Raw genomic sequence first — 20,542 nt, 5'->3', positions numbered from 1 at the left:
TGTATCTCACTCCTTGATCATGGAAGAAACATCGCCTACAGCCCTGGCAATTGCGCAGTCATTGCTATGAGTACTGCATCCAAAGCAGGCGTTTTTCAGATGGGCGATAGACTCTTCGGCTTTTTCTTTGCTCACTTCTGTTCCTGTGCAATTCCAGATCGGCATGTGCCTCACCATACAGAACTGTGTGTGTTATCATAATATACTTGAGCGTCATTATAATGACCGATGACTGTCCTGCTACATTTCAATGACTCTAATGGTTATCATCCAGTATCCCCAATATCTGACAAGAATACGCCATGGACCACATAGAAGAATCTGTAACCCCTGATGCACTTATGCATGAAATCCGGGAGATCAGGGGAGATCTGAAAAGATTTTTTGAACGCACAAACCAGGTCCATCTCCAGTCCCTCATATCAGATCTCAAGCACGAGTACGGTGATATTCTTTCAAAGAACCATGTCGAACGTGCCAGGGAATGTCTGTCCAGCAACATGGTACATGATTGTGAGATGCATGATACCTGTTTTCAGATCCTCCTCAATTTTCTAACCGTCACTTCAAGCCACATCAATGACGAAGAGATTACCGATGATCTTGTTCGCTCGTACCGGGCCCGTATCGATGAGATGCGAAAGAAAGGGCCATATCTACGATGTGATATCTGCTTTACTGAGGTCAGACGACTCTTTGAGAAACAACTGGACCTGATGCGTTCATTGGGAATTCTGAAGCAACAGGAGGAATCGCTGCCTGTAATGGATTATCCTGAAGAAAAGATTGTTTCAGTAATTATCGAACCGATAGCAAGTATTCCACGATTTCAGATCCTTCAGTCAGTATCAGCAGAGACAAAGACTTTTTCAGATCTCTCCCAGATCACCAAACTCAGGGGTGGAAACTTCTGTTTCACCTGAAAAAACTCCAGGAAGCAGGGATGATTATTCAGAGGCATGAACGGGGAGATTATGTTATTACAGAGAAAGGATTCAGGGTGTTATCAGCGATTCGGGAAGTATATGCTAACATCGTGAGCAAAGAATATGGTGAATAGTCCGGTTTTACCAGATGATGTATCGAAGCTATCATTCGTCCGTACTGATGGGGGATGAGGTTTTATCAGAGATCGCATCATATCCTCTAAAAATTATGAGATGAAACTGGTGGGTTTGACAGGAGCAGGATGTATGAATAATTCACGAAATGGGATGATGAACAAGGTAATGCCAACAGAGCCATGTGCCTGGTGCAGGAATTACCATGAGGTATGCCTGAAGAAGCATGTGATACGCTATGTTATGGGAGGTTATTACTGTCCTGATTATGAATGCAGATTTAAGTCACCTAAAGAACCAAAATCTGGTTTCCCGTAGAGATCCCGTATCTGTAATTGCCTTTTTGTTCTGATGTATTGCCGATTTGAGAAAATTATTTAACGTTGTACCGGTTACTCCGTAGTACTATAGATATCATATCCCACTAACATATACCATAAGTATATGATTCCTGATCATCTCCATCGTTAGGTAATTATGAATATATCACCTCCATCCCATGCAACAATCTCTGATTTTGCTTATCAACACCGGTACATCATCCTGGCTATTGTTCTAATCGACTCGATAATGGCGAGTCTTGACAGCAGTATGGTCAATATCGTTCTCCCCACCATAACCACTGTGTTTCACTCAAGCCTCGCCGATTCCCAATGGGTCATCACTGCGTACCTGATAACGATGACCAGCCTCTTTATCATCTGCGGGAAATTATCTGAGTTCTTTGGAGTATGCAGGTTATTCACACTTGGATCAGTTATCTTTACCCTGAGCTCACTTTGTTGTGGTCTTTCAGCCGACCTCAACCAGTTGATCTTTTATCGTGTTCTGCAAGGGCTGGGCTCCTCGATGGTTGCCGGAATCAGCAGCGTCATCATATTCAGAGTTTTTCCCTCACATGAGATCGGAAGAGCGCTCGGGTTCAGCGGATCTCTCTTTTCCATCTGTTCCCTCTGTGGTCCGGCTCTTGGAGGTGCAATGAATGACTGGTTTGGCTGGAGATACATCTTTTTTGTGAACGTCCCACTTGGAATAGTCCTTTTTCTCGCCAATCTGAAATATCTGAAGATACCTGAAACGATATCTCAGGATCGGTACTTCGACTGGATCGGATCCATGAGCCTTAGTTCACTGATCATTCTCTTCTTTGTAATATTCGGACAAGTACAGCAAGACATTCACAATGTCATTCAGATCAGTATACCATGCGGAGCATTCCTGGTATCTATTGGAATATTCCTGTTTCATGAAAGCCGGTGTAGTCGCCCACTCTTTGATCTGGCCATATTCAGAAATGGGAGATATATGGTGCCGGTTACAAACAGTATGCTTCTTGGGATCTCAAACTTTTCACTCATTACCCTGATGCCGTTCTATTTTGAAGGTGTTATGGGATTGAGTTCATTTGAGATAGGTATGACCCTTATAGTATCACCGGTAGTTCAGATATTTGCCTCCAGTGCAACAGGATGGATTATTGATCGGTATCACTGGAAATATCAGGCCTGCTCCGGGTTACTTATCGTCTCGCTTGCAAGCCTCCTGACCGGTTATGCACTGATTACAGTAAACCTTGGGTTCATCCTGCTTCTCATGATCGTGCGTAGCATTGGAGCCAGCCTGTTTCAGGGCCAGAAGAGTATCGATGTCATGAACGCCCTTCCAAAAGAACAGATGGCTCTCGCATCCAGTGTCTCCACAACTGCCGGATGCCTCGGAAGTACTTGTGGAGTAACGATTGCCGCACTGCTCATGACTGTTGTTCTTCATGGTGCGGGATATTTCGGACCGATACTTCAGGCTGATGCAGGGCTGCTTTCATGGGCTGGTGCAGTAGCAGTAGTGATTACTGGTGCTTTGTGCATTCCAGGAGCATATGCATCATATGCCTTGAATCGAAATTTGAATCATATCGAGAAGAGCCAGATATGAACGCTGTTATACAAGAAAATTGTAAATGGTATGTATCAACATTCTTAAAATAATGTAAACATCTATTTAATTAATTCAAACAAATATGAATAATTTCAAAAAACCTCGGAGTAAGATACAATAGAAATCATACCGTTTCAGAAAGATCACATTACACAAGCTTGTAAACTGGTCGCAGATAATTATCATGAAGAACAGCAATGGGTCCCGGAACTTCCAGTTATCTCTGACTTTTTCCTTCCAGAGGTATTTTTTAGGAACAATCTCGGGGTTGCAGCATTGGATCACGGAGATCTTTTCGGTTTTCTCTGCTGCATGGGTCCTTTTGACAATCAGTTCGGATATGTGAAGGGAATTTTTTCTCCATTACATGGGCACGGGGCAATCAGTTCTGACCGTACGAAGATATATTCCATGCTTTATGCTCAGGCAGCAAAGATATGGGTGGATAAAGGGATTTTAAGTCATGCGATATCTCTGTATGCACATGACACTGACGCATTAACAAGTTTTTTCCAAAATGGTTTTGGAATGCGTTGTATTGACGCAATGAGGTTTTCCGATCCAATACCTAAAACAGATCCCCAAGGGTACTCATATGGAGAGATCGGAAGGGAAGAATTCAGGGTACTATTGTTTTTGAATAATACCCTCATCTCACATATGCATCAAAGTCCGGTCTTTATGCCCATCGAACATAAGACCCTCGATGACTTAATTGAAGATAACAACGACGAATCGGTTCGATATTTCTGTGTTTACAAAGAAGGAGAAATCATCGGATATATGAAAATCGGTGGTTCAGGAGAGAATTTTATTTCAAAACAGAAAGGAGTGGTAAATATCTGTGGTGCATATCTTCTTCCAAGGTATCGTGGACAAGGGGGGCCACTCAGTTACTGTCTTATCTCCTCTCCCGGTTACAGCAGGATGGCTATTCTCATGTTGGGGTAGATTTTGAGAGTATAAACCCTCCAGCTCGTGAATTCTGGTTACGCTTTTTTACTCCCTATACAACTAGCCTTGTCAGAAGAATTGATGAGAGAATACTACCTGTTAACGAAAATTTGAATCTCCATGGAAGATAATTTCCAACAATTATTACATTAAAATATTTATTTAGTACAACCTCTAACCTAGTATCTCAATGACCTTCCCTGAGTACGATCATCTCATCCATGCGATCGCTGCTTCAGCAGATCATACCCAGGTGATCGAGGATATCAGAATCTATACAAACTGGGTCCTTGTAAAAACCGGGAGATGGTCGCTCTCAACGATATTTCGGGGCATGCCAGGCCTTGAGGATAAACCCGGGATGGACTCATGGATGGGTGACTGGCTCGGAAAACCTGCACTGGAATCAGCGCTCGAACTCCTTTCAAGCAGAGAGACACTTCGTCGTGCGGTCGGGATGGCCTGCCTGAAATCGCTGCTTCCGGTTCCAACCAGCGTCATGTCAGGAAATGCGGTCATGATGGTCGAGGCTGCAGCAGCCCGGGTCCCAACCTGTTTCATCGGGTACTTCAAAGAGGGTGCAGAATGGCGTGAGATGGGGCGGCCGGTGAACATCGTCGAACTCTTTCCGAGGCCCGGTGATATTCACTGGGACGATGCAAAAGAGGTCCTTGAGGAGGCTCAGATCGTCCTGATGAGTGGACTTACCGTGGTAAACGACACACTTGCAGAGGTGATACGGAGAACACCCAACGCAAAAGTCCGTGTTATGATGGGGCCGACTGTTCCGCCAAGCCCTGTACTCTTTGACTGCGGGCTTGATCTGCTGGGGGTGACTCTTGTCAGCGACTGGACCCTTATGGCACGGTATGCAGAACTTGGAGGCGGGAGTATCGCATACTCTCCATCCGGAGCTCTTGAGAAGGTCAACCTTGTCAGGGATGGGGGAAGACTCATCGAACGACTCAAAGAACTGGCAGGAGAGTAGAGAGAGGGAAGTAGTAGAATGTGGCTTACACGAATATCTGAATGGCATGCAGCAGGGGTTCCCTGTGCATTGGTGACGATCATCGAATCATCTGGTTCAACACCACGTAAGGTTGGATCCAAGATGGCAGTCAATAATACAGGGGAGATTGCCGGCTCGGTCGGGGGTGGTGGCGTTGAGTTCTCCTGTATCGGTATTGCCCAGGATGCGATAAAAAAAGAGATCTGTATCACGAAACGGTTCGTTTCCAAAGGAGACGGAGATGAGTGGAAGGCTGATGACGCTGATACCTCACTCGGAGTTTGCGGTGGATCGCTGACTGTTTTTATCGAACCGATTCTCGTCGAGCCAGAGATCGTGATCTTTGGCGGGGGCCATGTCGGACTGCACCTTGGAAAACTCTGTGAAGTACTTGCAATTCCATACCGGGTGTATGATGACCGACCCGAGTTTGCAGATACCGGGAGGTTTCCCGAAGCTAAAGAAGTTGTGTCTGCACCTTTCACAGCGATTGAGCAGAACATCAATCTGTATGGAAGAAGTTACTGTGTTATCATGACCTATGGGCATGAACATGACGAGGAGGTTCTTGAGCAACTCCTGAAGAACAAGACTCTTCCGTACATCGGGATGATAGGCAGTGTCAGCAAGGCTTCCGTCCTGATAGAAAATATCAAGAGTCGCGGAGGCGTGATAGATGACCGGCTCTATTGCCCGATTGGGATTAAAATAGGTAAAAACCTTCCCCAGGAGATTGCCCTCTCAATTCTGGCAGAAGTCGTTCTTGTTATGCGCAATGGAAAATTAGAACATATGAAACGGAACTGGTCATAAATCCGGAGAACCGGATTGCGACCGGTAGATTCTGATCTCATTCAGAATCTCTTCAGCAACTTCTTCAACATCAATAGAACCAAGCTTCAACACAACCGGTCGTATCATCGGCCACCGGGTTATCACCATCTGGACAAATTCATTCCGAACGTTCCATATCATCGGAGGATGACACTTTTTTACCAGTTGATCAATGCACCCGCCCCAGAGAGCTCCTCTGACATCAAACCGCCCCACCTCATCGATTACGATGAGATCGGTGACATCATGTCCCGGTGAGATGAGAAGAGTGCGTCTCCCGAATGCAAGTCCTTCGGGCCTGAAGTAATATCGAGCATGTTGCTCTGATCCTGGTGACGGGACGTCAGAGCAGAGTTCCATTCCGGTTCCGGTTGCAACGTCAATTACAGAGAAACCCGATCGTACACCATTCGTAAAGTAACCTGGTGCAACAATTCCCCTCACATGTATCTGATGTGTATCAAGTCTGGTGAGTACATCCATCATAAAGGTTGTTTTTCCTTCAGCCTGGGCGCCTGAAATGATGAATACCGGAGGCTGCCAACCCGAAACATCATGTTCACTCATCGAGATCACGACTCTTCGGTGCCAGAGGGTATTGCATAAAATAAGGTAATGACAGGTACTTGTTATTGCAGAACATATAACGAATCTTTATACTTATTGCATTATAACAAGATAAGAGTATAATGTAAACATTTCTGAAATATTCAGGAAGTTTATATCTGAACCCATACCTCATTTCACGACACATTGCATCAACAGAGCACCACTTTGCCACACGGAAGGACAGAATATGATATGTACATACTGTGAGAGATTGTGCGATATTCCTGACTCTGGATCAGGATACTGCACCATGTACCGGAATGAGAGTGAGGCTATCACCGAGAATTATCCTGATGCGTATCTTAATATCTACCCGGTCTCAAGCGAGTCCATTCCTATGCTTCATTTCTACCCGAACAGTACCTTCCTGCTGGTAAGCACCATCGGATGTAACTTTGCCTGTGACGGGTGTATTTCTGAATTTCAGACCACACGCAAAGGAACACTTGAGAAGGTTCTGACACCCCACACTCCGGAGGAGATCCTCTCAATAGCCAGGGAGAGTTCATGCAGGGGAATTACCTTCTGCCTGAATGAACCGACAGTCTCGCTGCCAACCTTCCTGCGGCTTGCAAAAACAGCAAAGAACGAAGGGTTTCTTGTCGGTTGCTCAAGCAACGGATACATGACCGAAGAGACACTTCGAAAGATGATCCCGTATCTTGATTTTGTCAACATCGGGCTGAAAGGATCTTCTGATGCACGATACCATGAGTGCGGGGCTGTTTCAGCAGATCCGGTCTTCAGAAACCTCCAGATTCTGCATGACGCCGGTATATTCATCGAGATCTCAACGATGTATCTCTATGGCAGGGAGGACGAGATCCAGGGGGCTGCAGAGAGGGTGAGGCAGATATCACCGTCAATTCCATTTCAGGTCATGCGGTTCTTTGCTGTCAATGAGGAGCTCTCCGGTCTTCAACCAGACAAGGCCCAGGCAGAAGTAATGTGTAATACCCTGAGGAGGATAGTGGATCATGTCTACCTCTTTAATACCCCGGCAACAACAGAACTCGATTCCCGGTGCCCAAATTGTGGAAATACGATCATTCACCGGGTCTTCTTCGGTCCGATGGCTGCCCGTGTCTTATCCCTCCAGCCAGACGGGATATGCTCCTGTGGGTATGAATTTCTTCACAAGGGAGACATCATGCCTGTGCCGACTGAAGATTCTCCGGTTCTTGGTGGATACCGCTCAATCATGGGTGCCAAGTTCATCGCCGGATTTCTGAAAGTCCTGGGCGTCACCGATGAGTCAGAGATCGATCACATCTGCAACACGGTGATCAGCAACGGGTATCTCGCTGACCTGCAGCAGCAGCATGACTCTCTTGAGACCTTCACGACCATGACCCGGTATCTTGCAGGGATCTCCAAACGAAATGAAGCAGGTGAGAGTCTCATCAGGTATGCAACCGGAATTTCAGATGAGATAGCAAAAAAGGTACAGGGTGTCCATAAGCCACGGGTGTTAGGTGTATTCTGCCATCCTCTCTCCCCTATGTATGCAACCAAACTCGGGAATACTCTTATTGAGATGGCTGGCGGATTGAGCCTGAATAAGCAGGAGAACTTCCGCGAGAGTTCTCATGCAGAGTACACGGTTGAAGAACTCAATCGGCTTAACCCTGATAGTATTCTCATATCCGGACATTTTGCACCATCAATAGATGAGTTTCTTGCAACCTGCAAAGACCTTGGCATCTCATGCAAAGCAACCACTGAAGGAGATGTGTATGCCATGGATAGTGAGTTCTCATCAGGAGATCTCGGATGGCTTGTCAGCCTGATGGATGTCGCAAATATACTTCATCCGGAGATATTCACCTATTCACTCAGGGAAGAAAAGGAAAAGATAGAGAGGCATATTGCATAAATACAGGTAAATAAAGATGGAAATAACTCCTGAATCCGATATGAAATCAGTTTTTAGTGCTGATGATTACCTCTATTTTTATTCTGACCATCTTAAGGATGAATATTCAGATGAGGAGGTAGCATTCCTTATTCGTGAACTCTCTCTGAATGAACCACGGGCGATTCTTGATCTTGCCTGCGGACATGGAAGGCATTCCACCCGGCTTGCGGGATTTGGGCATGCAGTCACTGGTATAGACCAAAGTAATGAGTTCCTGGAGATTGCAGGAAGTAATGCTGAAAAGAAAGGAGTGAATGTCAGGTACCTCTGTGCAGATTCACGGAGCTATTGTGGAGAAAAAACATACGATTGTATCATCCATCTCTTCAGCTCATTTGGGTATTTTTCAGATAAAGAGAACGAACTGGTTATCAGGAATGTGGCAGGTTCTCTCAAGGAAGGTGGATTGTTCTGCCTTGATGTCCTGAACAGGGATACCTTTCTGAAGGATTATCCGCGATTTTCTGTGCTAGAGAAGAATGCAGACCTGATGATTGATCGAAACCGGTTCGACCCGGTGTCCGGGAGGTTATATAATTCCCGTATTATCATCCGGGATGGAATACGGAAGGATACCCCGTTCTTTCTCCGATTGTATAACCTAAATGAGATTACAACGATTCTCAATTCTGAAGGCTTGTCTGTTATAAAGATCTTTGGTGATTGGAAGGGAAAGCAGTTTGATGGTGAATCAAAGCGTATGATTCTGATTGCACAAAAATCCCCTCCTGATCAAAAATAAACCATTTTTAGTATTGGGATAATGGAAACGAACCAACTAGAGCTCTGGAACCGTGCTGCAGAACGATATATCCAGGATGACTCACAACTCACAATCTTCCATCGTTCGATATATATGCCGGTTATTGAATCGATGATTGGTAATACCCGGGATAAGTATGTACTTGACCTAGGGTGCGGTATTGGAGAATTCACGAAAAAATTAGCATTAGATGGGGCATTTGCCTTTGGAATAGATGGTTCGGTTACAATGATATCCAAGGCCTATAAAGAGAAACAAGATTTATCTGCGATGTTTGCAGTTGTGGATCTTACTCATCCATTACCGATAAAAAGCCGAACCATAGATATTGTTGTAGCAAACATGGTTCTGATGGACATCCCAGATATTGAGATCTGTATCAGAGAAATCTCAAGGATTCTCAGGCATGGTGGAGTCTTTCTCTTCTCCATGACACATCCTGCATTCTTCTGTAGTGAATGGGAATGTGAAGAATCAGACCCCCGTGCGTATAAGAAAGTCAGTGATTATTTGAATGAAACATGTGAACCGGTCTTCTTCTGGGGTGAGACTGTTCATTATCACCGGCCGTTATCTACATATTTCAATATACTCGAAAAGAACGGAATGTGTGTTCTTTCATTAAAGGAACCGGTTCCTGACCTCAACGGGATGGGTGAGGACTCATCAACCAGATATCACATGAGAATTCCATCGTTTATTGTGTTGAAAACAGCATTACTTGAAAGATAGTGTATGTTTTGAGATAGAATTCTCTCGTTATGGCGACCTGAATAGAATTCGGGAGACCGGGTATTGTGTTGAGGTATCCCCCTAATAATGTTCTGGGGGGTAATTAAAAAAAAGAAGGTAGGATGTCAGGATCAGAATGGGGCCCGGATGTGATACATCTCCGGGAACAGGTTTACAGATTGATTCATTTCTCTGATACAATGTCTATCCTAGACATTGGATGTGGAACCGGTTATGATATTTTACGATTTGGGGAATGTTGTGGAGTCAATGCACAATTCATTGGTGTAGATATTTCTCATCGCTCTATCAGGAAAGCAGGAGAGAAGTATGGATCTGACACAAGGTTCAGGTTTATTCAGGGAGATATCAGTGCAGGTTTACCGTTTGATAGTGACTCTTTTGACCTTGTATATTCATGCAATCTCCTTGAATGTATTCCTGACAAACAACGATTAATCGATGAGGTTGGCAGAGTTCTAAAACCAGGTGGTCAGGTGGTTTTCTGTCACTATGATTGGGATTCTCAGATCTTCAATGGGTATGACAAGCCCCTAATCCGGAAGATCGTTGCAGAATTTAGTGACTGGAAACAGGATTGGATGGATGCAAGTGACGGCTGGATGGGAAGAAGGATGTACGGTCTGTTCAGAAACAACCCGTCATTTTCCGGAGATATAGTCCCACTTGTTCTCGTTAACACAGAATACACTCCTGATTTATACGGTTACCAGAGAATCAGAGATGCTCAGACGATGGCAGATCAGGGGATTGTCTCTCAGGAAGATGCAACTATGTTTATCCATAACATCGAGAAGACTGTATCAGAAGGGACCTTTTTTTACAGTATTACTCTTTTTGTGTATGTAGGACAAAAATCAGGCACCTGATGCAGAAACATCACATCTTTGGTCTTGTGGCAATAAGCAGTTGTACATTCAATTCTTCTACAAATACCCCACCCGGTTGTATCTCCAAGAGTCTTCTCGTCATTCGGTCCCTGAATTCAGCATTTCGTTCATTGAGCAGAACCGGATGTATATACGAGTAACTGAGTAACAGGCCGATAAGCTCTTCTATCGTATGTTCCTCATGAACATCAAATTCAATTTTTTTAATGACCGGAAACGACGAATGAGCAAAAAATTCCTCATGCTTTTTGCGATCTTTCTTTTCAAACCGTCCGAAGTAATCCCATGAATCTCCAAGCATATCCTGGATTTCAGATATCGCTGCCCTTCCCAATTGGTGGATGCTTGCTGATTGGAAGGCATCCGTCTTGTCCAGGCATACAATGCCACCATCTGGCTCAATCATGGTATCTAATGTTTTGAGTGTCTGATGGCGATCCATCCAATGAAAGCTGAGACCCATGGTACAGAGTTTCAACCGTGGAAGGTTCAGCTCGGTCAGGGTTGCATCGGATCCGCTAATCCATCTGACTGGGCAGAGGGGTTTGGATTCAGATTCACGTAGTTTTGCCTCAGTGATCATATCAGGTTCAGGATCTACAGCATAAACCGTGTACCCTCTTATGGCAAGTGGTAAAGAAGTATTCCCGGTCCCACAGCCTAGATCGAGAATAACTGATTCAGAAGAGAGATTAAACTGAGAAATAATTATATCAAATACTGCTGCAGGGTAACTTCCCCGGTACTGTGCATAGTACCGGGCTTTGCCCGTAAAATAATGGTTCATTGTAAAATCTAAATTTAGATTATATTAGTTGATAGACATCGGAAATCACATAATAACATTTAGAATCCCATGGACACAACTGATTAGATATGTGCATAATTCTTTGGAAAAATATTGACCATATTATTGAAACATAAATTAAGACCCAAAATCGGACTATTTATTCAACATTCCACCAAATATGGGCTCCGAGAGCCTGACCAGGTACTCGGTATCCATTGCTGTTTTTTACAAGAGATCCTTCACAGTATCTCCTAATAATCTCTTCCTGCTTTGGATCTGAACAGTTGAGACGTTGATAAAAATCCTTTACTGCATCATCAATTGTTTGGAAATATGCTGCTTCACAACCAGGTTCAACGGCAATGTTGGCATAGATACCCATCTCATAGAGAGCCTGCCAGAGAATTTCAGCCGTTGGTTCTCCAGGAAATTCAGTTCCATGCACAAGTGGCCAGAGTTCACTGTTAAGTCTCGATGAAAGTGGCTGGGTCAGAAACCAGAAGAGATGAATTGTGCCGGTGCAGACAGCCTGCATCTTCCGAATCGCTACGCCGATATCGGTGATCATGAGGCTGTATGATGCAATAACCACATCAAAAGGTTTTCCGAGTTCAGCAGGATCGACCTCTTCCCATGTTTTTCTGATAAGGGTAATCGGAGATGTCTGTTGCTGTTGCTGATATACAAGCAGCGCTTCACCCATCGCTTCTCCTGGTTCAACAGCTACCACATCACATCCATGTGCTGCAAGTGGTACACTTAAGTTTCCGGTGCCAGCCCCCACATCAAGGACCCGGGATCCGTCCCTGATTCCTATTGATGATATCCGTTCTTCTGCCTGTGATCTCCATCCATCAAGATTTTGTATAAAATGGTCTTTCAGTTTCTTTTTGTCGTTCCAGAATGAATGGGGAGAATCAAACTTCGGAACAGCAAGGCGGGCTAAACGCTGATTTTTCCATCGTTCAAGCCAAAAATCAGGAGGGAGATTAAGTGACTGTGGATCATAACCCGGATTATTTATTAAAGAATCCATTAAAATTATTTAATTTTTTATTATATCTTATTACCTATTTAAGAAGAGGACTTCATTATGTAATCATGAAATATTTTAGCTCTTCGCTATAGAAAAATGAAACTCAACTAACATACAGAAAACAGTGATGAACTGTCAGAACAAACAATCTCATCTTATCGCAACGCTTTAATCCCAAGAAAAATCCGAGTTTATTCTCATGAAGCTTAATACGTGTTGAAAAAAAATCATGAAAAATGAGATCCTTCAACATCAACACTACTGCCAACAAGGGTTACATCATTATCTTTAATAAGGATATTTCCAGTAACGGTAACCTTCTTTCCTATAGATGGGGGAATAACGAAGTTGTTAGGTTTTAAAGTTACATAGAGATCTCCAGATTCATCAGACATTATAAACCAGCATCCTGATCCACATTGTGATGTAATCTTCCCATCAACACAGATGGTTTTTCCTACTAAATTATCTGCTGTATTCAGAATATCACTGATGGGAATTTTAACAGTAATTAGTGACTGATTTGCTTGTTGTTCAGCAAAACAACAATTAAAACTGATACTTACTATCAATAAGAAATACAGAATAACCTGTTTATAGTACATAAAAGTCTCTTTAAGACATTGCTTTACATTACATATTTAATTTATTTGTCAATTTTATCCTATAAATAATATTAAATTTTTTTACAACAAGGTTTATTCTCACTTGCTCCTCCTGTCGATGTAAATTTAGTGATTTTCGTAGAGTTTTTTGTTTCTCTGTTTTCAGTATTACTATAATCTTTTACCTGATAATCATGGAACTGTTGACCCTCGTTTTTATTATTATTTAAATTATCAACAGATTTTTCTGATGAATTATTATTTATCGAGATTTTGTCGGTTTTTAATTGGAATGGGGGAATCACTACCATAGCGATAATACAACAAATGATAGTAATAAGTAGAATAATCGCAACAACAACAAGGATGGGATCCTTTTTTTGAGACTCCATAATAAATCTTTGAAAAGGATTGGTGAAGTATTTTGCTAAATTAATTTTATCATTCAACGATATATATTAAATAAAAGCGATATGGGGCAGACGAGAAAGAATAAAAAATGAGATTAAAATTACTATTGAACCAGATATTTGTCTTATTAGTGAACACCACTAAAAAATTTAGATATAATTTTTAACAATCATAATATAAATAATTAAAGTTTAATTTTTCATGATTAAAAACACTGTTATTAAATAATGTGACATGTCACATTTACATAGATTAGGTAAACAGGTATGAAACTGATTTCAATATTCTCAAAAAATCGAACCGATGCCATTTTTTACCTCCTACTGTGCAGTCTTTTTATGCTGTGTTTATTAACAGGATGTGTAAACAACAATGTTCCTTCGCAGCAGCCTGAAAAAAGTAATACTGGTGACCTCAAAACAGATATCATTATCCCGGTAAATTCTCCTTCTGAGCTGGTCTCATCCAATGTAATGACAAAGAAAAACGGTGTTCCTGCAGGTGGTTTAATCTATAAAGGATTATTGACGAAAAACAGGAATGGAATTTATGTTCCTGAACTTGCAGAAAGTTGGAATGTATCAGATGATGCTAAAACCTGGACATTCCATCTGGTTCATAACGCTACATGGCAGGATGGAGTTCCAGTAACAAGTGCAGACGTCAAATTCACGAATGATTATCTGAAGAAAAACAATCTGACGATGGGATTTGTTCTATCTGATGTGGAATCGGTAACCTGTCCTGATGATTATACAGTCGTATTCCATCTTAAAAATGCATATTCAGTATGGCCGGACCGTCTTGCCCAGTCACCGGGAATTGGTGTGTATCCCAAACATATCTTTGAAAAGATCCAGGACCCTAAAACCTGGCAGGATTCACAATTTATTGGTTCTGGCCCATTTAAGTTTGATAAAAGCGAACAGGGATATTTCCGTGTTGCCCGGAATGATAATTATTGGGGAGATAAACCTAAGGTATCCGGAGTAATTCTCAAATTAATAACAAATCAGGATAGCCAGGTTCTGGCATTAAAAAATGCTGATATCGATATTGTTTCTGATATTTCACCTGCTATTGCAGATAGTCTCCAAAATGAACCTGGTATTGGGATAATCACAAGACCCAGCACAACCGGTTATGAGATGGGGTATAATATGATTCAATATCCAACAAATCTCTCCTCTTTCAGACATGCATTGAGTCATGCTATCGATCGTTCCACAATCTGTAAAGTTCTTGGAAATGCACATCCCACAAACACGACCTTCCTTTTACCTGCAGTAGCAGGATCATATGTGAATCAGAATGACACTGGGCTATATGAGTATAATCTATCCAGAGCACGGGATGAACTCAAGAAGGCAGGATTCATTCAGGATAATCAGGGAACTCTAAGGGGCCCGAATGGAAATTCAGTTGAACTTATAATTCCCCTTGGTGGCAAAGCCTCATCAGGAGTAAGTGAGAAGATTGTAACCGTAATTCGAAATGACTGGGCTTCACTTGGAATCCAGGTAAAAACGACTAAATACGATGATGAGAGTCAGTATCGCAAGGCAATAGATAAAGGGCATATATTTATAGATGGTATGCCTGCTATCCTTCATGATGATCCAGATGATCTTGTGAATTTTGCTGTAACTCCTCTTCAGGAGAAGAATTACTACAACTTTAATAATACCGAATATAACGCCCTGACAGGAAAAGTACGAAACACAGTAAGCCCGGAGGAACGAAAATTGATCGGATTCCAGATGCAGGATATGTTGGCAGAATATGTTCCGACCGTTCCAATCTGCAATACTGACAGTTATGATGCATTTCGAAAAGATCGATTTTCAGGTTGGGAAAAACTTGAAAACTACACAAGTATTCAGGACCCACGAGTTCTTTCATCACTTATCCCTGTTTCCTGATTGATTAGATCAGAATCCAATATTTTGGAGTCGATAAAAGATGCAGGGATTATACCTGATAAAACGTATTGTTTTTAGTGGAATTGCTTTTTTTATTAGTATTTCAATCACCTTTTTTATCCTGCACCTCATGCCTGGTGATTATATCACAAATTATCTGCTTTCATTAGGGAATGTGTTACCTAAAGAGACCATTAATAACTTTTATCATGATTTTGGTCTTGATTTGCCTTTGTATGATCAATATTTCATATATATCCAGAATATTCTCAAAGGTCAGTGGGGGTATTCCTATCAATACTCAGTTCAGGTCATGCCTCTCATCATCAATAAGTTATTCTGGACTCTTATTCTCCTGTTTCCTGCCACAACGGCAGGCATTCTTACGGGAATATTTCTTGGTGCATATTCAGGATGGAAAGCCAGGTCCAGGTTCGATCTGACCCTTTTTAATGCTATGATCATTATTCGTGCTATTCCCACATATTGGTGGGCCATCATGGCTATTTTTGTTTTTGGGTATATCTTTGCTTTTTTCCCTATCAGCGGATATACCAGTATCTCGATATTATATTCAGGAATTAATCCGGTTGATGTCATTTACCATGCAATTCTTCCGATAGGGGTGCTTACTCTGACAATTTCTGCTGGAAATTATTATCTGATGCGAAATTCGATGGTTTCAGTTATTGGTGAGGATTACATTATAACTGCCCGAACAAAGGGACTTGATGAGAATGCAATTCTCTGGAATCATGCTCTCAAAAATGCCTGCCTTCCGATAATTACTCTTGCTACCTTGCAGTGTGCATCTATAGTTACCGGAAGTATTTTTGTAGAAACAGTTTTTTCGTGGCCTGGTATTGGGCTCTTAACTACTGAAGCACTCAAATCACGTGATTTACCATTACTTGAAGGAATTTTTCTTCTTGATACTCTTGTAGTTATTTTAGCTAATCTTATGGCAGATATTCTGTATCCCTGCATTGATCCACGTCTTAGGAACAGCATAGATGACTAAAATTCTATTTTTATTTTGTTGTATAATTCTTCTTTTCTATTGCATTATTGCTATATGTGCCCCAATTCTTGCACCATATGACCCATATGCAATACTAGATTCTCCTTTGCAACACCCTGATAGTGTTCATCCACTAGGAACGAATGCAACTGGGCAGGACATTTTAAGTCAATTAATATACGGGACAAGAATAACTCTATTGATAGGTTTTTTGGCTGCAATCATCTCATGTTGTATCAGCACTACTCTTGGTATTCAGACAGGATATTATGGAGGATTTTTCGATGAACTCGTAATGCGGGTCATAGATATATTTATGACAATACCACTCTTTCCTCTTCTTCTGGTATTAACTCTATTTTTTACACCTGGAATTTATACTACAGCTGCATTGATGGGCATCGTGGGAAGTACTCATAGCATCAGGGTGGTCAGATCTCAGGTCATGATGATCCATAATGCCACATATATTGAAGGTGCACGGAGTATCGGGGCTAAAGACCATCAGATAATGGTATGGCATATACTGCCAAATATTCTCCCTCTTGTCTCGGTCAAACTCGTATCATCAATGCAGCATTATCTGCTCATGGGTGTTGGTCTGAGTTTTCTTGGGCTTGGAGATCCCATGGTTATAGACTGGGGTCAGATGATTGAGCAGGCGTATTCATCTGGTGGGTTCGCTCTTGGGCTTTGGTGGTGGCTTCTTCCACCGGGACTTGCGGTTGTAGGAATTTCTCTGTCCCTCGCCCTTTTAGGGTACATTAGTGAAGAACAATTCAACCACAGGCTCAAGGTAAATCGGTTATAACGAGGAGAAGGGGTCCAGTTACCATTGGAGTTTAATTCATGAATGTACTTAAAATAGCCGGACTTAAGGTTACTTTTACTATGCCTGGCGGGAATATCCATGCTCTGGACTCCATAGATCTCTCCATTCAATCTGGTGAATCATGTGCAATTGTCGGAGAATCGGGCTGCGGCAAGTCAGTTCTCGGAATGGCTGTAATGCGGCTCTTGCCTCCAAATGCAATTATTGGTGGGAATATAAGGTATCGTGGCTCTGATTTGACTAGTTTAGATGAAAGTACGATGAGAAAAATCAGGGGAAATGAGATTGCGATGACGCCTCAGAATTCTGTAATGTCTTTAAACCCGGTCATGAAAATAGGCAGACAAGTAATCGAGCCTCTGATTCTCCATCAGGAAATTTCACCTCATGTAGCTAAAAGATCGGCCATTAATCTTCTTCAGAGCCTTGGCATTCATGATCCAGGTAAAGTTATGTCGCAATATCCTCATGAACTGTCAGGAGGAATGAGGGAACGGATCCTGATTGCAATGTCACTGATATGCAACCCCGAATTACTGATTGCAGATGAGCCAACTGCTGGTCTTGATATTCTTATCAGGAATCAGACAATTGATCTTTTTAAAAGGCAGTTATTCAAAAAAACACTTTTCCTCATAACTCACGATCTTGATTGTGCCGATATGCTCTGTTCACGTATTATTGTAATGTATGCTGGTGAAATTGTTGAATCTGGTCCAACAAAGGAGGTTTTGTCTAGTCCAAGACATCCATATACCCTGGGTTTGCTCGCATCTCTTCCTTCAGCAGGACTCCATCCAATACGTGGGATAAGTCCTTCCCCTGCACAAATACCCCAGGGATGCAGGTTTTATGATCGATGCCATGCTTCCAGTGATACCTGTTCACATGACCATCCCTCTCTTAAAGTGATAAACAACCTCCGCCAGGTCAGGTGCCATTGTTATGATCGAACTTAAGGGCATTTCAAAATCATTTTTTTCAGGTTATTTTTCAAAAAAAAATCATATGGCCATAAGTGATGTATCTCTTTGTATTAAAAAAGGAGAAACAATAGGTCTAGTGGGAGAAAGTGGATGTGGTAAATCCACCCTTGGAAGAATTGCAATCAGACTTATCGAACCATCTGCTGGAAAAATTTGGTTTGATGGAGTTAATCTGACTGAATTGTCGAAACCTGCATTAAGGCTTATCCGTCCAAGAATGCAAATGGTATTCCAGGATCCTGACACTGTTCTTGATCCCCGTATGACGATTGGTAAGAGTGTTGCTGAACCATTATGGATCTGGAAAGGCGGGGTTCGTCATGAAGATACAGATCTCATATTCGAAACATTAGAAACAGTAGGCCTTCATTCAGATCTGATATCCCGTTATCCGTATGAATTAAGTGGGGGACAAAAACAGAGAGCCGCTCTTGCAAGAGCATTGATTCTGGATCCTGAATTTATTGTAGCCGATGAATTATCATCTGCTCTTGATCTCTCTATTCAGGCACAAATTCTTACATTGCTTAAGGATATTCAGAAGAAACGAAATCTGACCCTTCTTTTTATCTCTCATGATCTCCAGGTAATCAGACATATGACAGACAGGGTTGCAGTCATGAAACAAGGTACTATCGTTGAAGAGCGGAGAACATCAGAGTTATTTAGGTCTCCGGAGCATCAATACACAAAACAGTTAATTAATGCTGCATATTTGAGTAAAACATCGTTTAGAGATTAAATTCAGAGCGGTGGTTAAGATTTAACCTTTTTTTTCACTGATGAATAAATCATACTGCCTCATGAACAACCTCATTGAGAGGAAAAAAATAGAAGGAGTGTTAATCACGTAGTGATTGGAACATTGGCTGTTGAAATCAGCTTACCTGTTGCCTTATCACTGACATCCATGATAAAGGTCTTACCAATGTTTGCCGGATTCTTGAAGCAAAGACCCCAGAATACAGTCTTCCCTCCAGAATAAGTGAGTCCATCAGAACTTATGGAACTTCTGTAATCGCTTGGCTTTACAATTGGTTGTAGAATATCACAGAAACAATTAGTTGAGTTTACCTGCGCAGTCTCTCCAGGGTTGAATGAGACAACCCCTAAAGTGCCGTTTGTGTACATCCAGGATTTGACATCTGAACTATCGGAAATTATGGTTCCGTTAACAACCTGAATAGTCCTCTGTTCTACATCAGGTCCGAAGAGTCGTGAGTTTCTGACTGTTATGACCATATCCTTTGTGGGAACTGCATCTCCACCATTGTGTTTAATGAAAAACCCGTCATGAACACTAAAGGTTCCGGATATTTGTGCTTGAGGAACCTTCTGCTGGCTTTGTACAAGACTTCCTGCAAATCCGGAGACTACAGCGGCTATGATAACAGTCACAACTATCATGAGCAGAATACCAATAACTGGTGAGACTGCAGATTCTGATCTTTTCCTCTCCTGCATCATACTGATCCCTCCGTCACTATGACATCTTTCTGGAATATGGTCTTTCCAGTTGGAATGTGAACAACTGTAACTGTTACCTTGTCACCCGCTCTCAATGAATTCCACTTAGTTCCAAGAACTGCCATTGTAGCATCTGTATATGTGTCTGCCCAGCCGGTTCCGGCAGTGTAAGTGTATGCAGATGATGTGTCAATACCATAACCATATGATGCACCGGCATTTCCACCAATTGCAACTCCACTGGTGTACGGAGCAGGTACAGCAGACATACTTGTCCCAGTTGTCAGCGTATAACTTCCGAATTGTTGCCCATAGACCGTGAAAGGCTTTGTTGGGTTCTGAACATAGGTGCTGTTTACTCCGACACCAAATCCATATGGGGCTACTGATGTGGTATACTCAGCATTTGTTCCCATTCCAACATAACAATCAAAGTTATAGATTCCTCCAGTTGTAGTATTGCCTCCGGAATCTCCTGAAGCAGATTTCCACTGGGTTATAAGTTTCAAGTCTTTTGTCTTGATTGGTTCACTTGTACCAGTTACTGATGCAAAGAAACCACTCCCCATGTAACTACCGGAGTTGGAAATTTTTACATCCATACTTAATGTTGGGGATTTGGCAGAATTAGCATTTGCCAGACTCCCTGCAAACCCGCTGACTACAGCGGCAATAATAATAGTTACCACCAGCATTAGCATAACTGCGATGACAGGTGATACTGCACTATCTGATTTGTTCACGAA

22 protein-coding genes are annotated in these 20,542 nt (G+C 42.2%); 14 read left to right on the top strand and 8 right to left on the bottom strand.

What is annotated here, in order from left to right; translation table 11 throughout:
• Window positions 1–6 precede the first annotated feature (6 nt).
• Complete coding sequence (locus ACHZA2_RS11445) at window positions 7–165, bottom strand: hypothetical protein (RefSeq protein WP_319579821.1); 159 nt, start codon at window positions 163–165, stop codon at window positions 7–9.
• A 137-nt stretch (window positions 166–302) separates the two neighbouring features.
• On the opposite strand from ACHZA2_RS11445, the gene ACHZA2_RS11440 reads away from it, so the two are divergent.
• The 5 genes from ACHZA2_RS11440 to ACHZA2_RS11420 all read left to right on the top strand — a co-directional run bounded on the left by ACHZA2_RS11440 (window position 303) and on the right by ACHZA2_RS11420 (window position 5,772).
• A complete protein-coding gene (locus tag ACHZA2_RS11440) occupies window positions 303–923 on the top strand; it encodes an ArsR family transcriptional regulator (RefSeq protein WP_319579820.1) in 621 nt (206 codons plus the stop codon).
• Between the two features lie 615 nt (window positions 924–1,538).
• A complete protein-coding gene (locus tag ACHZA2_RS11435) occupies window positions 1,539–2,993 on the top strand; it encodes an MFS transporter (protein ID WP_319579819.1) in 1,455 nt (484 codons plus the stop codon).
• A gap of 315 nt (window positions 2,994–3,308) precedes the next feature.
• Window positions 3,309–3,947 carry a GNAT family N-acetyltransferase gene (locus tag ACHZA2_RS11430; protein ID WP_319579818.1) on the top strand — a complete coding sequence of 213 codons (639 nt, stop codon included), beginning with the start codon at window positions 3,309–3,311 and terminating at the stop codon, window positions 3,945–3,947.
• A 193-nt stretch (window positions 3,948–4,140) separates the two neighbouring features.
• Window positions 4,141–4,938 carry a DUF364 domain-containing protein gene (locus tag ACHZA2_RS11425; protein WP_319579817.1) on the top strand — a complete coding sequence of 266 codons (798 nt, stop codon included), beginning with the start codon at window positions 4,141–4,143 and terminating at the stop codon, window positions 4,936–4,938.
• 18 nt (window positions 4,939–4,956) lie between these two features.
• Complete coding sequence (locus tag ACHZA2_RS11420) at window positions 4,957–5,772, top strand: XdhC family protein (protein WP_319579816.1); 816 nt, start codon at window positions 4,957–4,959, stop codon at window positions 5,770–5,772.
• Here the strand turns inward: ACHZA2_RS11420 and ACHZA2_RS11415 are convergent.
• A complete protein-coding gene (locus ACHZA2_RS11415) occupies window positions 5,767–6,360 on the bottom strand; it encodes a nucleoside-triphosphatase (protein WP_319579815.1) in 594 nt (197 codons plus the stop codon). The two genes, ACHZA2_RS11420 and ACHZA2_RS11415, sit on opposite strands and share 6 nt — an antisense overlap.
• A gap of 292 nt (window positions 6,361–6,652) precedes the next feature.
• Between ACHZA2_RS11415 and ACHZA2_RS11410 the strand changes: the two genes are divergently transcribed.
• From ACHZA2_RS11410 to ACHZA2_RS11395, 4 genes are all read left to right on the top strand, one after another.
• Complete coding sequence (locus ACHZA2_RS11410; protein ID WP_319579814.1) at window positions 6,653–8,278, top strand: radical SAM protein; 1,626 nt, start codon at window positions 6,653–6,655, stop codon at window positions 8,276–8,278.
• Window positions 8,279–8,318: 40 nt separating this feature from the next.
• A complete protein-coding gene (locus ACHZA2_RS11405; protein WP_319579813.1) occupies window positions 8,319–9,062 on the top strand; it encodes a class I SAM-dependent methyltransferase in 744 nt (247 codons plus the stop codon).
• Window positions 9,063–9,083: 21 nt separating this feature from the next.
• A complete protein-coding gene (locus tag ACHZA2_RS11400) occupies window positions 9,084–9,815 on the top strand; it encodes a class I SAM-dependent methyltransferase (protein ID WP_319579812.1) in 732 nt (243 codons plus the stop codon).
• 122 nt (window positions 9,816–9,937) lie between these two features.
• Window positions 9,938–10,705 carry a methyltransferase domain-containing protein gene (locus ACHZA2_RS11395; protein ID WP_319579811.1) on the top strand — a complete coding sequence of 256 codons (768 nt, stop codon included), beginning with the start codon at window positions 9,938–9,940 and terminating at the stop codon, window positions 10,703–10,705.
• Window positions 10,706–10,715: 10 nt separating this feature from the next.
• Here ACHZA2_RS11395 and ACHZA2_RS11390 read toward each other — a convergent pair whose 3' ends face one another.
• From ACHZA2_RS11390 to ACHZA2_RS11375, 4 genes are all read right to left on the bottom strand, one after another.
• Complete coding sequence (locus ACHZA2_RS11390) at window positions 10,716–11,513, bottom strand: class I SAM-dependent methyltransferase (protein WP_319579810.1); 798 nt, start codon at window positions 11,511–11,513, stop codon at window positions 10,716–10,718.
• Window positions 11,514–11,673: 160 nt separating this feature from the next.
• A complete protein-coding gene (locus tag ACHZA2_RS11385) occupies window positions 11,674–12,552 on the bottom strand; it encodes a methyltransferase domain-containing protein (protein WP_319579809.1) in 879 nt (292 codons plus the stop codon).
• Between the two features lie 227 nt (window positions 12,553–12,779).
• Window positions 12,780–13,157 carry a hypothetical protein gene (locus tag ACHZA2_RS11380; RefSeq protein WP_394698558.1) on the bottom strand — a complete coding sequence of 126 codons (378 nt, stop codon included), beginning with the start codon at window positions 13,155–13,157 and terminating at the stop codon, window positions 12,780–12,782.
• A gap of 71 nt (window positions 13,158–13,228) precedes the next feature.
• On the bottom strand, window positions 13,229–13,606 hold the full coding sequence (locus ACHZA2_RS11375) for a hypothetical protein (protein ID WP_319579807.1): 378 nt from the start codon (window positions 13,604–13,606) through the stop codon (window positions 13,229–13,231).
• A gap of 300 nt (window positions 13,607–13,906) precedes the next feature.
• Between ACHZA2_RS11375 and ACHZA2_RS11370 the strand changes: the two genes are divergently transcribed.
• The 5 genes from ACHZA2_RS11370 to ACHZA2_RS11350 are packed head-to-tail and all read left to right on the top strand — an operon-like array spanning window position 13,907 to window position 19,071.
• On the top strand, window positions 13,907–15,490 hold the full coding sequence (locus tag ACHZA2_RS11370) for an ABC transporter substrate-binding protein (protein ID WP_319579806.1): 1,584 nt from the start codon (window positions 13,907–13,909) through the stop codon (window positions 15,488–15,490).
• Window positions 15,491–15,530: 40 nt separating this feature from the next.
• Window positions 15,531–16,511: an ABC transporter permease gene (locus tag ACHZA2_RS11365; RefSeq protein ID WP_319579805.1), complete on the top strand. Its 981-nt coding sequence runs from the start codon at window positions 15,531–15,533 to the stop codon at window positions 16,509–16,511.
• Window positions 16,504–17,322 carry an ABC transporter permease gene (locus tag ACHZA2_RS11360; RefSeq protein WP_319579804.1) on the top strand — a complete coding sequence of 273 codons (819 nt, stop codon included), beginning with the start codon at window positions 16,504–16,506 and terminating at the stop codon, window positions 17,320–17,322. The genes ACHZA2_RS11365 and ACHZA2_RS11360 overlap by 8 nt, the downstream gene beginning before the upstream one ends.
• 38 nt (window positions 17,323–17,360) lie before the next feature.
• Complete coding sequence (locus ACHZA2_RS11355; RefSeq protein ID WP_319579803.1) at window positions 17,361–18,302, top strand: ABC transporter ATP-binding protein; 942 nt, start codon at window positions 17,361–17,363, stop codon at window positions 18,300–18,302.
• Window positions 18,289–19,071, top strand: coding sequence for an ABC transporter ATP-binding protein (locus ACHZA2_RS11350; protein WP_319579802.1), 783 nt, complete (start codon window positions 18,289–18,291; stop codon window positions 19,069–19,071). Before ACHZA2_RS11355 ends, ACHZA2_RS11350 begins: the two co-directional genes overlap by 14 nt.
• A 104-nt stretch (window positions 19,072–19,175) precedes the next feature.
• Here ACHZA2_RS11350 and ACHZA2_RS11345 read toward each other — a convergent pair whose 3' ends face one another.
• Window positions 19,176–19,796 (bottom strand): type IV pilin N-terminal domain-containing protein, encoded by a 621-nt coding sequence (locus ACHZA2_RS11345; RefSeq protein ID WP_319579801.1) that lies wholly within the window; start codon window positions 19,794–19,796, stop codon window positions 19,176–19,178.
• Window positions 19,793–20,539 carry a type IV pilin N-terminal domain-containing protein gene (locus ACHZA2_RS11340; protein ID WP_319579800.1) on the bottom strand — a complete coding sequence of 249 codons (747 nt, stop codon included), beginning with the start codon at window positions 20,537–20,539 and terminating at the stop codon, window positions 19,793–19,795. The genes ACHZA2_RS11345 and ACHZA2_RS11340 overlap by 4 nt, the downstream gene beginning before the upstream one ends.
• Window positions 20,540–20,542: the final 3 nt, after the last annotated feature.

Origin of the sequence: uncultured Methanospirillum sp., assembly GCF_963668415.2 — an archaeon.
Lineage (GTDB): Archaea > Halobacteriota > Methanomicrobia > Methanomicrobiales > Methanospirillaceae > Methanospirillum.
Note: the sequence above shows the minus strand (reverse complement) of the source record. Positions and strands in the feature narration are given on the sequence as shown.

Coding starts and splice junctions, on each gene's coding strand:
- ACHZA2_RS11360 (WP_319579804.1), top strand. CDS start 16,504: ATGACTAAAATTCTATTTTTATTTTGTTGTATAATTCTTCTTTTCTAT.
- ACHZA2_RS11385 (WP_319579809.1), bottom strand. CDS start 12,552: ATGGATTCTTTAATAAATAATCCGGGTTATGATCCACAGTCACTTAAT.
- ACHZA2_RS11420 (WP_319579816.1), top strand. CDS start 4,957: ATGTGGCTTACACGAATATCTGAATGGCATGCAGCAGGGGTTCCCTGT.
- ACHZA2_RS11400 (WP_319579812.1), top strand. CDS start 9,084: ATGGAAACGAACCAACTAGAGCTCTGGAACCGTGCTGCAGAACGATAT.
- ACHZA2_RS11435 (WP_319579819.1), top strand. CDS start 1,539: ATGAATATATCACCTCCATCCCATGCAACAATCTCTGATTTTGCTTAT.
- ACHZA2_RS11410 (WP_319579814.1), top strand. CDS start 6,653: ATGTACCGGAATGAGAGTGAGGCTATCACCGAGAATTATCCTGATGCG.
- ACHZA2_RS11395 (WP_319579811.1), top strand. CDS start 9,938: ATGTCAGGATCAGAATGGGGCCCGGATGTGATACATCTCCGGGAACAG.
- ACHZA2_RS11355 (WP_319579803.1), top strand. CDS start 17,361: ATGAATGTACTTAAAATAGCCGGACTTAAGGTTACTTTTACTATGCCT.
- ACHZA2_RS11380 (WP_394698558.1), bottom strand. CDS start 13,157: ATGTACTATAAACAGGTTATTCTGTATTTCTTATTGATAGTAAGTATC.
- ACHZA2_RS11405 (WP_319579813.1), top strand. CDS start 8,319: ATGAAATCAGTTTTTAGTGCTGATGATTACCTCTATTTTTATTCTGAC.
- ACHZA2_RS11445 (WP_319579821.1), bottom strand. CDS start 165: ATGCCGATCTGGAATTGCACAGGAACAGAAGTGAGCAAAGAAAAAGCC.
- ACHZA2_RS11350 (WP_319579802.1), top strand. CDS start 18,289: ATGATCGAACTTAAGGGCATTTCAAAATCATTTTTTTCAGGTTATTTT.
- ACHZA2_RS11390 (WP_319579810.1), bottom strand. CDS start 11,513: ATGAACCATTATTTTACGGGCAAAGCCCGGTACTATGCACAGTACCGG.
- ACHZA2_RS11415 (WP_319579815.1), bottom strand. CDS start 6,360: ATGAGTGAACATGATGTTTCGGGTTGGCAGCCTCCGGTATTCATCATT.
- ACHZA2_RS11370 (WP_319579806.1), top strand. CDS start 13,907: ATGCTGTGTTTATTAACAGGATGTGTAAACAACAATGTTCCTTCGCAG.
- ACHZA2_RS11345 (WP_319579801.1), bottom strand. CDS start 19,796: ATGATGCAGGAGAGGAAAAGATCAGAATCTGCAGTCTCACCAGTTATT.
- ACHZA2_RS11365 (WP_319579805.1), top strand. CDS start 15,531: ATGCAGGGATTATACCTGATAAAACGTATTGTTTTTAGTGGAATTGCT.
- ACHZA2_RS11430 (WP_319579818.1), top strand. CDS start 3,309: ATGGGTCCTTTTGACAATCAGTTCGGATATGTGAAGGGAATTTTTTCT.
- ACHZA2_RS11425 (WP_319579817.1), top strand. CDS start 4,141: ATGACCTTCCCTGAGTACGATCATCTCATCCATGCGATCGCTGCTTCA.
- ACHZA2_RS11440 (WP_319579820.1), top strand. CDS start 303: ATGGACCACATAGAAGAATCTGTAACCCCTGATGCACTTATGCATGAA.